This is a genomic window from Stenotrophomonas sp. 85239_Sma, from assembly GCF_056481725.1.
The window spans coordinates 1,033,484-1,047,389 of sequence record NZ_CM151163.1 but is presented as its reverse complement, the minus strand read 5'-3'; the positions used below and the strand labels follow the sequence as shown (position 1 = coordinate 1,047,389).

15 protein-coding genes are annotated in these 13,906 nt (G+C 66.9%); 1 reads left to right on the top strand and 14 read right to left on the bottom strand.

Annotated elements, in window-relative coordinates:
• Positions 1–47 precede the first annotated feature (47 nt).
• The 13 genes from ACYKG1_RS04895 to ACYKG1_RS04835 form a co-directional block, all read right to left on the bottom strand.
• Positions 48–401, bottom strand: coding sequence for a PilZ domain-containing protein (locus ACYKG1_RS04895; protein ID WP_005412452.1), 354 nt, complete (start codon positions 399–401; stop codon positions 48–50).
• Entirely contained in the window at positions 398–1,354 is a 957-nt protein-coding gene (locus ACYKG1_RS04890) for a DNA polymerase III subunit delta' (RefSeq protein ID WP_478471962.1), read from the bottom strand. Before ACYKG1_RS04890 ends, ACYKG1_RS04895 begins: the two co-directional genes overlap by 4 nt.
• Positions 1,351–2,016 (bottom strand): dTMP kinase, encoded by a 666-nt coding sequence (tmk, locus tag ACYKG1_RS04885; protein WP_478471960.1) that lies wholly within the window; start codon positions 2,014–2,016, stop codon positions 1,351–1,353. The genes ACYKG1_RS04890 and tmk overlap by 4 nt, the downstream gene beginning before the upstream one ends.
• Complete coding sequence (gene mltG, locus ACYKG1_RS04880) at positions 2,013–3,074, bottom strand: endolytic transglycosylase MltG (protein ID WP_478471958.1); 1,062 nt, start codon at positions 3,072–3,074, stop codon at positions 2,013–2,015. Before mltG ends, tmk begins: the two co-directional genes overlap by 4 nt.
• 231 nt (positions 3,075–3,305) lie before the next feature.
• Positions 3,306–4,670, bottom strand: coding sequence for an aminodeoxychorismate synthase component I (locus tag ACYKG1_RS04875; RefSeq protein ID WP_100471463.1), 1,365 nt, complete (start codon positions 4,668–4,670; stop codon positions 3,306–3,308).
• A gap of 101 nt (positions 4,671–4,771) precedes the next feature.
• Positions 4,772–6,034, bottom strand: coding sequence for a beta-ketoacyl-ACP synthase II (gene fabF, locus ACYKG1_RS04870; RefSeq protein ID WP_100471462.1), 1,263 nt, complete (start codon positions 6,032–6,034; stop codon positions 4,772–4,774).
• 142 nt (positions 6,035–6,176) lie between these two features.
• Positions 6,177–6,416: an acyl carrier protein gene (gene acpP, locus ACYKG1_RS04865; RefSeq protein ID WP_005415509.1), complete on the bottom strand. Its 240-nt coding sequence runs from the start codon at positions 6,414–6,416 to the stop codon at positions 6,177–6,179.
• 152 nt (positions 6,417–6,568) lie between these two features.
• The gene (gene fabG, locus ACYKG1_RS04860; RefSeq protein WP_004146899.1) at positions 6,569–7,312 is read right to left on the bottom strand and encodes a 3-oxoacyl-ACP reductase FabG; all 744 of its coding nucleotides are present in this window, start codon (positions 7,310–7,312) and stop codon (positions 6,569–6,571) included.
• Between the two features lie 82 nt (positions 7,313–7,394).
• Positions 7,395–8,339 (bottom strand): ACP S-malonyltransferase, encoded by a 945-nt coding sequence (gene fabD / locus ACYKG1_RS04855; protein ID WP_100471460.1) that lies wholly within the window; start codon positions 8,337–8,339, stop codon positions 7,395–7,397.
• A gap of 160 nt (positions 8,340–8,499) precedes the next feature.
• The gene (locus ACYKG1_RS04850) at positions 8,500–9,282 is read right to left on the bottom strand and encodes a BUD32 family EKC/KEOPS complex subunit (RefSeq protein WP_100471459.1); all 783 of its coding nucleotides are present in this window, start codon (positions 9,280–9,282) and stop codon (positions 8,500–8,502) included.
• A 77-nt stretch (positions 9,283–9,359) separates the two neighbouring features.
• A complete protein-coding gene (locus ACYKG1_RS04845) occupies positions 9,360–10,337 on the bottom strand; it encodes a beta-ketoacyl-ACP synthase III (protein WP_100471458.1) in 978 nt (325 codons plus the stop codon).
• Between the two features lie 91 nt (positions 10,338–10,428).
• On the bottom strand, positions 10,429–10,623 hold the full coding sequence (gene rpmF, locus ACYKG1_RS04840) for a 50S ribosomal protein L32 (protein ID WP_004154640.1): 195 nt from the start codon (positions 10,621–10,623) through the stop codon (positions 10,429–10,431).
• Between the two features lie 107 nt (positions 10,624–10,730).
• Positions 10,731–11,240, bottom strand: coding sequence for a YceD family protein (locus ACYKG1_RS04835; protein WP_094001990.1), 510 nt, complete (start codon positions 11,238–11,240; stop codon positions 10,731–10,733).
• A gap of 113 nt (positions 11,241–11,353) precedes the next feature.
• Between ACYKG1_RS04835 and ACYKG1_RS04830 the strand changes: the two genes are divergently transcribed.
• Complete coding sequence (locus ACYKG1_RS04830; RefSeq protein WP_100471457.1) at positions 11,354–11,923, top strand: Maf family protein; 570 nt, start codon at positions 11,354–11,356, stop codon at positions 11,921–11,923.
• Between the two features lie 114 nt (positions 11,924–12,037).
• On the opposite strand, the gene ACYKG1_RS04825 is transcribed toward ACYKG1_RS04830, so the two are convergent.
• Positions 12,038–13,873 (bottom strand): glycosyltransferase family 39 protein, encoded by a 1,836-nt coding sequence (locus ACYKG1_RS04825; RefSeq protein WP_478471955.1) that lies wholly within the window; start codon positions 13,871–13,873, stop codon positions 12,038–12,040.
• Positions 13,874–13,906: the final 33 nt, after the last annotated feature.

Here is a 13,906-nt window from a genome sequence, read left to right as displayed (position 1 = left end):
TCATGCGCGTTCCCACACGCGCCGGGCATGGCCCGGCGCAACCGCAATCACATCGTATGGGTCGGCTTGTCCGAGCCGGTCAGCCCGGCCAGCAGGGTCTCGATCTTGTGGCGCACGCCCTCGCCTTCGGCACCGTCGGCCAGCTGCACGCCGATGCCGGCGGTGCGGTTGCCCTGCGCCCCGGCCGGGGTCACCCAGATCACCTTGCCGGCCACCGGCAGGCGCTCGCTGGAATCGGGCAGGGTCAGCAGCAGGAACACCTCGTCGCCCAGGAAGTAGCGCTTGGGCGTGGGCACGAAGATGCCACCGTTCTTCACGAACGGCATGTACGCGCTGTACAGCGCGGCTTTGTCCTTCACGGCCAGGGACAGGATGCCCTGGCGGGCGTTGCTGGCACTCATCGATTTCCCCTTGCGGCAGGCCGCTCGTTCACCTTGTTCCAGGCCAGCAGCAACTCGACCACCGCAAGGTCTGCGCGCACCGTGGTGCGCAGCAGGTCGCGGGTGCGGTTGGCAGCGTCGAACCAGGCTGCAAGCTTGTGCAATCGTTCCGGCGTGGTCAAGGCATCGGTGCTGGCCTGGGCCAGCGCCAGGTCGGCAGCGAAGCGCAGGCGCAGCGCCACGTTGTCATCACCGCACCATTTCTGCGCCAGCTCCACCGCACCGGTCTTGCCGGCGGCCAGCTGTTCCAGCTCGCGGCCCACTTCACGGCGCAGGCTCAGGCCATCTTCGCGCAGCCAGTTGTCGGCCTGGCCGGGATGGCCGCGCGCAGCCTCCAGCGCTTCGCGCGCCGATGCTTCGCTGTGGCCCTGCTGCTGCAGCCAGGCCAGCGCTTCGTGCGGCGGCGGCAACTTGAATTCCAGGCGCTGGCAACGGCTGCGGATGGTCTGCGGCAGGCGCGCCGGATCGCTGCTGATCAGCCACAGGTAGCGCCCGGGCTGCGGCTCTTCCAGCGTCTTCAGCAACGCGTTGGCCGCCGAGCGATTGATCGCATCGGCGGGGTCGACGATCACCACCTGCGCCACGCCGTACTGCGGGGTCAGCGCCAGCTTGTCGGTGATCTCGCGCACCTGCTCGATGACGATCTCGGTGCGCAGCTTGTCGCCGCTCTTGTTCGGAATGAAGCTGACCAGCTGCAGGTCAGGATGGGTACCGGCAGCGATCAGCTGGCGCGTGCGCGTGGCATGCGCGGCATCGCCGCGCGCCAGCACGTGGTCGGCCAATGCCAACGCCACCTCGCGCTTGCCCAGCCCGGCCGGACCGCAGATCAGCAGGCCATGGCCGAGGCGACCGGCATCGAGCGCGGCCACGGTCTGGTCGAACGCGCGCTGCTGCCATGGTGAAAAGGGACTCATGCGCCCTCCCCTTCCTGCAGCCAGCGTTCGACACGCGCGACCACATCAGCGGCCACGCGCGCCTGCTCCTGGCCCGCATCAATCAACGCAAAGCGCTGCGGGTCCTGCTGCGCGCGGCTGCGGAACACTTCGCGCACGCGCTGGAAGAAATCGTCCTGTTCGCTCTCGATGCGGTCCGGCCACAGGTCGCGGCCATTGGCGCGTGCGCGGCCCACTGCCACGTCCACGTCCAGCAGCAGGGTCAGGCCCGGCAGCAGGCCCACCGCGCGTCGTTCCAGGTCGGCAATCCACTGCGGATCGAGCCCGCGGCCACCGCCCTGGTAGGCATAGCTGGAATCGGTGAAGCGATCGCTCAGCACATAGGCACCGCGCTGCAGTGCCGGCTGGATCACCTGCCGCACGTGCTGCGCACGTGCAGCGAACACCAGCAGAAGCTCGGCTTCGGCGCTGAGCGGTTCGGCAGCGATCTCGGCATCGGGCTTCAGCACCAGGCTGCGGATGCGCTCGGCCAGCGGCGTACCGCCCGGCTCGCGGGTCAGTACCACCTCGTGGCCGTGGCTGCGCAGGCAGTCACGGATGGCATTGATGGCGGTGGTCTTGCCCGCGCCCTCGCCGCCTTCCAGGCTGACGAAACGCGGGTGGCGAAGCAGCGCGGGACTCATTGCGCCGGGGTCTCCTGGGTACGTTGCTGGCGCAGCTGCTGCAGGTAGCGGGCCACTGCGGCGTTGTGCTGGTCCAGGCTGGGCGAGAACACGTGCGCGCCACTGCCATCGCCCACGGCGACGAAGTACAGCGCGTCGCCCGGTGCCGGCTGTGCAGCCGCCATCAGCGCATCGCGGCTGGGCATGGCGATCGGGGTCGGGGTCAGGCCGGCACGGGTATAGGTGTTGTAGGGCGTATCGGTGGTCAGGTCGCGGCGGCGGATGTTGCCGTCATACGCAGCGCCGATGCCGTAGATCACGGTCGGATCGGTCTGCAGGCGCATGCCGATCTTCAGGCGGCGCATGAACACGCCGGCAATCTGCGGGCGTTCGCTGGCCAACGCGGTTTCCTTCTCGATGATCGACGCCATCGTCAGCAGTTCGTAGGGCGTGTTGATCGGCAGGTCTGGCGCGCGGCTTTCCCACGCCTCATCCAGCGCCTTCTCCATCGCGGCATGGGCGCGCTTGAGCACGTCCTGGTCGCTGTCGCCGCGCTGGTAGACGTAGGTCTCCGGCAGGAAGCGGCCTTCCGGATGCTGGCCACCGAAACCGAGACGCTGCATCAACGCGGCGTCATCAAGATTGTCGGTGGTGTGCAGCAGCGGCTCGGCGCGCTTGAGCGCGGCACGCAGCTGGCGGATGTTCCAACCCTCCACGATGGTGACGCGGTGCTGCAGCACCTTGCCGGCGCGCATGCGCAGCAGCAGCTCGCGCGGGGTCAGGTCGCCGCTGAGCGCGTACTCACCCACCTTCAGCTTGCCGGCGGCATCAAGCTGGCGCGCCAACAGCTGCCACTGGGTGTCCTGGCCCTCGTCCACGCCGGCATCGCGCAGCTTGCGCAGCACGCTGTTCATGCCATCGCCGCTGGCGATGACCATGCTCTCGGCGGTCGGGGTGATCGGGGCGTCGGCGAACCGGGTCTGCTGGTAGAAGAACCACGCGCCCGCACCGGCCACGACGGCGGCCAGCACCACCACCAGCGTTACCACGAACAGACACCCGCGCTTGGCTCCCGCCATGGACTACCTCTGAACTCGATTCCGTCGTGCAGGATACCGTGCCGGTGGATTGGGGTCATGACCGGGGACACACCCCCGTGCCGACCAACGGTCGGCACCCACCAAGCGCCCCATCCGGCGCGGCCATCAGTAGATCCACGCCATGCGTGGATGAACGGCCATGGAGGCATCCGCGCCGACCAAGGTCGGCACCCACCGTGGGGGAATGGGGTTGCCGGCCAGCGGCCGACACTACCCCTGCTGGCCCAGCGCGCGCAGCAGGCCGCGGGCCTTGGCGCGGGTCTCGTCCAGTTCCTTGTCCGGGTCCGAGTCGACCACGATGCCGGCGCCGGTGCGGAAGCGCACCTCGTGGCCATCCACTTCGGCGGTGCGGATCAGGATGTTCAGGTCCAGGTCGCCATCGCGGTTCAACCAACCGAACGCGCCGGTGTAGGCGCCGCGCGGCACCTGCTCCAGCTCGCTGATGATCTGCATGCAGCGCACCTTGGGGCAGCCGGTGATGGTGCCACCGGGGAACGTGGCGGCGATCACCTCGCCGGGAGTGACCTCCGGGCGCAGGTGGCCGCTGACGTTGCTGACGATATGGTGCACATGCGCGTAGCTCTCCACCGTCATCAACTCATCGACCACCACGGTGCCGGGCAGGCAGATGCGCCCCAGGTCGTTGCGTTCCAGGTCGATCAGCATCACATGCTCGGCACGCTCCTTGGGGTGGCCGACCAGCTCCTGGATGCGCGCGGCATCGTCATCGCCTTCAAACCGCGGACGCGTGCCGGCAATCGGACGGGTCTGCGCATGGCCGGCATGCACCGACACCAGCCGCTCTGGCGAGGAACTGACCACATGGCGGCCGTGCGCGCTGAACAGGCCGGCGAACGGTGCCGGGTTGGCGCGGCGCAGCTGCGCGTACAGCGCCTGCGGGCTGACCGGGGCGGCGAACTGCGCGCTCCAGCGCCGTGACAGGTTCACCTGGAACACGTCGCCGGCACGCAGGTACTCGATCACCCGGCGCACGCCGTCGGTGAAGCGCTGCGGCGCATCCTCGCCCACCGACTGCGGCGGCTGCCAGCCCTGCCCGGCTTCGGGCAGCGTGGCCGAGGCCAGTGCCACCAGCGCATCCAGCAACGCCTGCTCGCCGGCTTCGGCGATGACGAAGCTGGCCTCGTTGTGGTGGTCGTGCAGCACCGCGGCCGGACAGCGCAGCGCCAGCGCGGTCGGGCGACCGTCCTCGCGCGCACGCGCCGGCAGCACCGGTTCGATCTGGCTGGCCACTTCGTAATCGAGCATCAACGCCCAGCCGCCGCGGAACGGCAGGCTGTGGCTGCCATCATGCGGCAGGCGTTCGCGCTGCCAGGCACGATCCAGCACCTGCAGGAAGCTGCCGGCGTGTACCGCATCGTGCTGGTCGCGCACCTGGCCATCGGCATCCAGCCGCAGGCCATCGCCCTGCGCGGCCAGCAGCAGGCTCCAGCGGCCCTGGGCGGTGCCCGAGGCGGTGGATTCCATCAGCAGCGGGAAGCGTGCCGGGTCGTGCTGCTGCAGGGCCAGCAGATCGATCGGGTGCGGCAGCGGGTGGATCAGCGGTGCGTGGGTCATGGCAGCCAGTTCAGGGGTTCAGATGCACGGAAGCCGCCTTGCGGCGGCCTCCTCGTGCGTAACGCACGTTCAGTCGAGCATGGCTCGACTGTACAACTCGGTCAGACGCGCTTGAAGATCAGCGTGCCGTTGGTGCCGCCAAAACCGAAGCCATTGGACATCACCACGTCGACCTTGGCCTGGCGTGCTTCATTGGGCACGTAGTCCAGGTCGCAGCCTTCGCCCGGCTGCTGCAGGTTGATGGTCGGCGGAATGACGTTGTCCTGCAGCGCCATCACCGAGAAGATCGCTTCCACGCCGCCGGCAGCGCCCAGCAGGTGGCCGGTCATCGACTTGGTGGAGCTGACCATCATCTTGTAGGCGTGGTCGCCGAAGGCGGTCTTCATCGCCATGGTCTCGCCCAGGTCGCCCAGCGGCGTGGAGGTGCCGTGCGCGTTGAGGTAACCGACCTGTTCCGGGGTGACACCGGCGTCCTTCATGGCCATGACCATGCAGCGGGCGGCGCCTTCGCCGTTCTCGCTCGGTGCGGTCATGTGGTACGCGTCGGAGCTGGCGCCGAAGCCGGCCAGTTCGCAGTAGATCTTCGCGCCGCGCGCCTTGGCATGCTCGTACTCTTCCAGGATCAGGATGCCGGCACCGTCGCCCAGCACGAAGCCGTCGCGGTCCTTGTCCCACGGGCGCGAAGCCTGTTCCGGAGCGTCATTGCGGGTGCTCATGGCCTTCATCGCGCAGAATCCGCCCACCGCGGTCGGCGAGGAGCCACGCTCGGCACCGCCGACCACCATCACGTCGGCATCGCCGTACTGGATCATGCGCATCGCGGTACCGATCGAATGGTTCGAGGTCGCGCACGCCGACACCGCCGAGAACGACGGGCCCTTCAGGCCGGTGATGATGCTCAGCTGGCCCGGCAGCATGTTGATGATGGTCTTGGGCACGTAGAAGGGCGAGATCTTCTTGCCCTCGTGGAACTCGATGGTCTGCTCTTCGATGCCGAGCAGGCCGCCGATGCCGGCGCCAACAATGGCGCCGATGCGATCGGCATTGGCGTCGGTGATTTCCAGGCCCGAGTCATGCAGGGCCATGAACGAGGCACCGAGGCCGTAATGGATGAACGGGTCCATCTTCTTGGCATCCTTGCCGCTGACCCGGAACTTGCCGAACAGTTCATTGTCGGCGGTGATGTCGAATCCCTTGACCTCACCTGCAATCTTGGTGGTGAACCGATCCAGATAGGCATCAGAAACGTTGGTCAGCGGACCGATGCCCGAACGACCCTGGGTGATGCCTTCCCAGCTGCTGGCCAGATCATTGCCCAACGGCGAGACGATACCCAGGCCGGTTACGACGACGCGACGCTTCATTGCTGATTCTCCTGGCCCGGATGATTTCAACGGGCAACTCGGTTTGCTTCGGTGTGATGCTCAAACACACGGGGCCGCAACAGCGGCCCCATGGGGTGCGGTGCGCGGCGAGCGTGGCCCGCGCGCGCACTGCCGTCTGACATCAGGCCTTGACGTGGGCCTTGATGTAGTCGATGGCGGCCTGCACGGTGCTGATCTTCTCGGCTTCTTCGTCCGGGATCTCGCACTCGAATTCTTCTTCCAGGGCCATCACCAGCTCAACGGTGTCCAGCGAGTCAGCGCCCAGGTCATCGACGAACGATGCGCTGTTGGTGACTTCTTCTTCCTTGACGCCAAGCTGTTCGACGACGATTTTCTTGACGCGTTCTTCGATGGTGCTCATGGGATCTCGCTCCAGATGGAGTTGTGGTTCAAAAGTGGTCGCCATCAAAGGCGATGGCCGTGGGATAGTGTAGTGGAAACCGACGCGGCCTTGCATTGCAGCAAAAACCCTCGCAGATCAACCACTTGCGGCGCAATCCCTGCGCCCCTTGCTTACGGCATGTACATGCCGCCGTTCACATGGAGGGTTTCGCCGGTGATGTAGCCGGCAGCCGGGCCGGCCAGGAAGGCCACCGCATGGGCGATGTCTTCCGGCGAACCCAGGCGTTCGAGGGCGATGTCGTTGATCAGCGCGGTACGCGCTTCTTCCGGCAACGCCTTGGTCATATCGGTGTCGATGAAGCCGGGTGCGACAACATTGACGGTGACACCGCGCGAACCGATTTCCTTGGCCAGCGACTTGCTGAAGCCGATGATGCCGGCCTTGGCCGCAGCGTAGTTGGCCTGGCCGGCATTGCCGGTCACGCCCACCACCGATGCGATGTTGATGATGCGGCCCTTGCGCGCCTTCATCATGCCGCGCATCACCGCCTTGCTGGTGCGGAACACACTGGTCAGGTTGGTGTCGATGATCGACGCCCAGTCCTCGTCCTTCATGCGCATCAGCAGGTTGTCGCGGGTGATGCCGGCGTTGTTGACCAGGATCGAGATCGGGCCGAATTCCTTGGCGATGCCATCGAGCACGCTGTCCAGCGCGGCGGCGTCGGTGACGTTCAGCGCGCGGCCGTGACCGCCGTGGGCGGCCAGGCGCTCACCGATCGCGGCAGCGCCGGATTCGGTGGTGGCGGTGCCGATGACGGTGGCGCCCTGGGCGGCCAGCAGATCGGCAATGGCGGCACCAATGCCACGGCTGGCGCCGGTGACCAGTGCGATTTCACCCTGCAGGGGCTTGCTCATGATGTTTTCCTCAGGCTGGGACGGCCGCCGCACCCGTGCCGCTTGCAGCGGCCACCGGCACGGGCGGCAGGAACAGGGGGTATCAGGCCGACCATGCCTCGCGGGCAGCTTCGAAGTCGCCCGGAGTGGCCAGTGAACGGCCGTCGATGGCCTTGTCGATGCGCTTGACCAGGCCGGTCAGCACCTTGCCCGGGCCGCACTCGGCGATCTGGGTGACGCCACGGCCGGCCAGCGCCTGCACGCATCCGGTCCACTGCACCGGCTGGTACAGCTGCTGCACCAGCGCGGTACGGATCGCGTCAATGCCGTCATGCACCTTGGCGTCGACGTTCTGCACCACCGGCAGCTGCGGCGCCTGCCAGGCCAGGCCGGCCATCACTTCGGCCAGGCGGTTGGCGGCTTCGCGCATCAACGGGGTGTGCGAGGGCACGCTCACGGCCAGCTTGACCGCCTTGCGCACGCCCTTTTCGGCCAGCAGCGCCAGCGCACGGTCAACGGCGTCGGCGTCGCCACCGATCACGATCTGGCCCGGCGAATTGAAGTTGGCCGGCACCACCACCTGGCTGCCTGCCGCTTCAGCACAGACGTCCAGCACCAACTGGTCCTCGGCGCCGAGCACGGCGGCCATGGCACCGACACCAGCCGGTGCGGCGTCCTGCATCAGCTGGCCACGCAGGCGCACCAGGTGCGCACCGTCATGCAGGCTCAATGCGCCCGCGGCGACCAGGGCGGTGTACTCGCCCAGGCTGTGGCCGGCCAGCACCGACGGGCGCGGACCGCCCACGGCGCTCCAGGCGCGCCACACGCCGATGCTGGCGGCCAGCAGGGCCGGCTGGGTGTATTCGGTACGGTTGAGCATTTCCTCCGGGCCACCCTGGGACAGCGCCCACAGGTCGACGCCGGCACCATCGGATGCCTCGGTGAAGGCTTCACGCACCTGCGGGTGCAGTTCGGCCAGCTCGGCCACCATGCCCACAGACTGCGAGCCCTGGCCGGGGAAGACAAAAGCGAGGGTGGATACGGTCACGCGGTCATCCGCTTGTTGCAATCGAAGCGGGCCATCATAAGGGGGAACATGCCGTGTCGTCTGTACGTGCGCGTATGCACGCGTATGGTGGGCGGCCGGGCAAGCGCAACGGGGTCAGATCCCTTTTCCGCAGGAAAAGGGATCTGACCCCTATCAGCCATCAGCAGAACAGCTGCAGGACGTCCAGATCGCCGTCGGCGAGGAAATCCACGCACAGGCCCAGCAGCATCAGAACGCCTGCAGTACTGGCGCCATGGGTGATGAAGATCGAATGGGCCAGCGCGCGCGCCGAACGGCCCAGCTTCATGCACACTCTGGCCAGGCTGCGCAGGCGGCCACTGACCGCATGCACGTGCTCGCGCACCGGCGCCTGAACGTCGCCCATCGCTTCGGCCATCATCCCCTGCAGACGCTCAGGGCGGTCTGCGTAGTACTTGGCCACGCCATAGCCGAACATCAGCCAGTCGCGGGCCTGCGCTTCGGACAGATCCATCACTTCCAGCGGATCTTCCTCGAAGTCGATGAAACCGACCTTCTCGCCGTCCCAGGTGAGGTTGCGCGGCAACGGCTGCCCGAAATAGGCACCGCGGGCATGCGCTTCAGCAATGGCCTGCATTGCCGCCATCACCAGCCGATCGCGACCGGCCTCATCGGCTTCACGCAGGCAGGTATTGAACGAGCTGCCGTTGTCGCCGATCACCAGCGCGGCATGGCCGGTGCCCAGTACGCCAGGCACGTTCACGCCCTGTGCCTGCAGTTCCCCCAGGCGGCGGGCTTCGGTTGCGCGTGCGGCGTCGCCGCCGCGATGCGGTGGCGGGCGCAGGGCATCGAGATGGAAACGGCGGGCGACGAAATTGAGCAGGCCCAGGGCCAATGCTCGGCTTCCCTTGCCGTACTGCTTCAGCCAGGCACGCTGCCCTTCGATGACGATGGGCTCAACCATGACAGGTCCTCCTCAAACGCGTTGCGGCCCCAAAGGGGCCGCAACGACAAAGCTTCACATTGTCGTAACTTGCACTATCAATAGCGCAACAGGGCCGAACCCCAGGTGAAGCCGCCGCCAAAGGCTTCCAGCAGCAACAGCTGGCCACGTTCGACCTTGCCCGAACGCACGGCGGCATCCAGTGCCAGAGGCACCGAGCCGGACGAAGTATTGCCGTGCTTGTCGACGGTCACCACGACCTGGTCCATCGACATGTCCAGCCGCTTGGCGGTCGCTTCGATGATGCGCAGGTTGGCCTGGTGCGGGATCAGCCAATCCAGGTCGGACTTGTCCAGGCCGTTGGCGGCCAGGGTCTCGTCCACGACCGAGTCCAGCGCCTTGACGGCGTACTTGAACACGTCGTTGCCCTTCATGTTGATGGTGCCACCACCGTTGGCGCCGTCCTTGAAGCCGGTCGAAACGCCGACCGGGTTCCACAGCAGCTCCTTCTTGCTGCCATCGGCATGCAGGTGGGTGCTGAGGATGCCGGTCTCTTCGTCGGCCTTCAGCACGACAGCGCCAGCGCCATCACCGAACAGCACGCAGGTGGTGCGATCGTTCCAGTCGACCATGCGGGTCAACGTTTCGGTGCCGATCACCAGCACGTGCCTGCAGTCGCCGGAACGGATGAACTTGTCGGCCACGCCCAGCGCGAACACGAAGCCCGAACAGGCTGCGTTGACGTCGAAGGCGGGGCACCCGGCCACACCGAGCTTGGCCTGGATCAGGCACGCGGTGGACGGGAAAATGAGATCAGGGGTGGTCGTGCCGACCACGATCATGTCGAGCTGCGAGGCATCGATGCCTGCGGCTTCAAGCGCGCGCAGGGCGGCGTTGTAGCCAAGGTCGCTGGTGGTTTCGCCTTCGGCCGCGATGTGCCGTTCACGAATTCCGGTGCGCGACTGGATCCACTCATCCGAGGTTTCGACCATTTTTTCCAGGTCGGCGTTGGTCAGGACTTTTTCCGGCAAATAGCTACCGGTGCCCGCGATCCTCGAATAGATCCGCTTGCTCATCATGTTTCCTGTTGCGCGGGCCGCCGATCACCGGCACACCCGGGAAAGAAGGCAAAGGCCGCTGCCCGGAGGCAGCGGCCTTCCCGGCACATCAATCTTCTTCGACGGCCGAGGTCTTGGTCTGGATGACCTTCTTGCCGCGGTAGAAACCATCGGCAGTGATGTGGTGACGCAGGTGCACTTCGCCGGTGGTCGGGTCGGTCGACAGCTGCTTGGCGCTCAGGGCGTCATGGGCACGACGCATGCCGCGGCGGGACGGGGTGACACGGGATTTCTGCACAGCCATGGGATTGCTCCAAACTCGGTTCGATTTGCTTCGTCGTATCGTCGCGCAGGACGCCAGCGCCCAGCACACTTTCGCTTTCGCCGCAGCCGCCGACGACAATCCGGCTGCTATTGTTTCTTCAGTGCTGCCAACGCCGCAAACGGGTTGGCCTTCTTCGTTTCTTCTTCGCTCGGCGCCCAGTCCTTGTCGACTGCCTCACCGTCGGGCGACAGCGGCACCACAGGCACCGCCAGCACCAACTCGTCCTCGACCAGGTCCAGCGGGCGGAGCTGGCCGTCTTCGGGCACCAGCAACGCCTCGTACTCCTCCGGCAAGGACGATTCCTCGTCCTCGTCGCGGATCAGGCCAAGCCTCTGGGTCACCTTCACCGGCAACAGGAATCGCTGCATGCTGCGCTGACAGGTCAGCGGCAACGCGGTGTCGATGGTCAGTTCCACATAGGATACCCGCAAGACGTCGTCGCGACCGAATTCAAGCGAGTAGGCACACTCGCCGTCGGTATCTGCGACCAACCCCTGCAGGCGGGTCAATTCAGCCAGGGAGACCTGACCGTCGAAGCGCCTTCGCGCTACAACCATCCGCCAGGCATCCAGCGTTTCGGGCACGTTCGCGGACATAAGCCGCTGAATACTAAGGATCGCGTCGTCCGCTGTCAAATGCCCGCCATACAGGGCTTGCCGCTGGCGTCGTGAAGGGGCCAGACTGCCGTGCCCTGCCCCGGTATTGTCGCATGCCACTGGTCCTGGCCTCCACCTCCCGCTACCGTCGCGAACTGCTGGAACGGCTGGGCCTGCCCTTCGACTGTGCACGCCCGGACGTGGATGAAACCCCTCTGGGCGCCGAGATTCCGCTGGCCCTGGCCACGCGCCTGGCCGCCGCCAAGGCCGCCGAAGTGGCCGCCCGCTACCCGGGCGCCTGGGTAATCGGCTCGGACCAGGTGGCGGACCTGAACGGCCAGCCGCTGGGCAAGCCCGGCACCGTCGATGCGGCCTGTGCGCAGCTGATGGCGATGTCCGGGCAGACGGTGCGCTTTCACACAGCTATCAGTCTCAGGCGTGATGGAGAATGCCTCGCCGCCCTGGACCTGACCGAAGTGCGCTTCCGCGCGCTGGACCCGCAGGAGATCACCCGCTACGTCGCGGCCGAGCAGCCGCTGGACTGCGCCGGCAGCTTCAAGTGCGAGGGCCTGGGCATCAGCCTGTTCGAGGCGATCGACAACCGCGACCCGACCGCGCTGGTCGGCCTGCCGCTGATCGCGCTGTGCGGCCTGCTGCGCCAGGCGGGGTTCGCCGTGCCCTGAACAGCGGGATTCGCGCCGCCCCGAACGGCAGAGTCGAGCCACGGCTGCTTTTGCTGGCCCCTGCCCTCCGGAACAGAAGCAGTCGAGCGCGGCTCGACTCCACCACAGCAGGACTCAACGAACCTCGAACGGCTGCTCCTGCCACTGCTCCACACTGCCGTCGCGCCCGTGCAGGCGCAGGCCAAGCCAATGCCGGCCCGGCGCCAGCGTGGTGGTATCCAGCGATGCATCGAAGCCCACCGCCGGATGCTGCGGATCGGTGCTGTCCGGCCAGGTGTGGCGGATGTCGAACATGCGCCCGTAGCGCGCATCACCGATCGAACGGCCATCGACCAGCACTTCGATGCGCGCCAACCCGACGCCATCCTTGAATGCCCAGCCCTTGATGGCGAGCGTCCCGGAGACCTTTTCGCCGTTGGACGGCGCATCCAGCCAGGCCATCGCCGGCGTCACGCACGGCCCCTGCGCACGCTGCACCGGCAGCCGGAACAGCAGGAAGCGCTGGAAGCCATGGTCGCTGCTGACCACGCGCGGCGCCGGCAGCGGCCCCACTTGCTCGCAGATGGCGTGATAGCGCGCCAGCAGCTCACGGTAGCGCTGGTCGCTGGGCGACAGCACCAGCAGCATCGGCGCGCGGCGCGGGCCCTCGTGCAGCAGGCCCCACTGCGCCAGCTGTGCGGTCCGCCCATGCTTGTCGTTGAGCGGATGCGGCAACACCTCGATATCACCACTGCCCAGCTGGAAGCCCAGTTCGGCACCGACCTTGAAGTTGCCCGCCAGCACACGCGTGCCCGGCGGCATCTGCCGCAGTTCGTCGCGCACCGCCACGGCCAGTGGCTGCCAGCCGGCAAAGTTGCGCGGGTAATACTTGCTGCCGGCCATCTGCTCGCGCAGTGCCGGCGTGGACGCCATCAGGTAGTAGCCGAAGGCCAGCACGGTACCTGCAGCCGCCAGCCACCAGCCGGTACGGCGCAACCAGCGCGGCCAGCCATTGAGGACCACCGGCACGGCTACCAGCAGCGCCAGGTAGCCCGGCAACGGCCAGTGGAAACTGATCCGCTCGACATCGGTGAAGAAGCCCAGCAGGAAGATGCCCAGCGTCGACACCCCACCCACCAGGCCGAAATAGCGCCACTGCACCCGCGCACCACCACCGCTGCGGGTACCCGCCAGGGCGACCTTCCACATCGCGATGCACAGGATCGGCGTCACCAGCATCGGCTGGATCACCAGGAACCACAGCCCCTCCCACTCGAACGTCCACGGGTGGCGCTCGACCACCTGGAACTTCAGGCCGGCATCATGGTTGTCCGCATTCCAGGCCAGCAACGGCAGCCAGGCCAGTACGCCCACTGCGATCGCCACCCATACGCGCGGGTCGGCCAGCATGCGGCGGCCCTGCGGCAGCGCCAGCAACGCAATGAAGCCGACACCGATGACACCAATGAAACGGTAGTGGCTGAGCGCGCCGATCAGCAGGCCCAGCGCCAGCTTCATCGCCGACGACGCATCCACGCTGTGCAGCAGGCGGGCACCGGCGTGCAGGCAGATCACCGCCGCCAGCGCCATCGGCACATCCGGTACGGCCAGCAGGCCCAGGGTGGCCGACAGCGGCATCAGCAGGGTCAGGCTGCCCGCCTGCCACCCGGCGACGTTGCCGAACCAGCGCGTGGCGATGCGCACCACCAGCAACGGCAGCAGCGCACCGATGGCAAGGAACGGCAGGCGCAATGCGAGCACGTGATGGCCACCGATCTCCACGCCCAGGCGCGCCAGCCACGCCGTCAGCCCTGGCAGGTCGGAATAGGCGGCGGCCAGGTGCTGGCCCTCCTGCCAATAGAACGCCTCGTCGACAAACAGGGGCAGGCGCGCAGCCACCACCAGCTTGGCAGCTGTGATCAGCGTCCATAACCAGAGAAATATTGTCCGCGCGCGCTGTTCGCCTTGCATTGCTCTATGGATAATCGAATGGATTCCAGACCT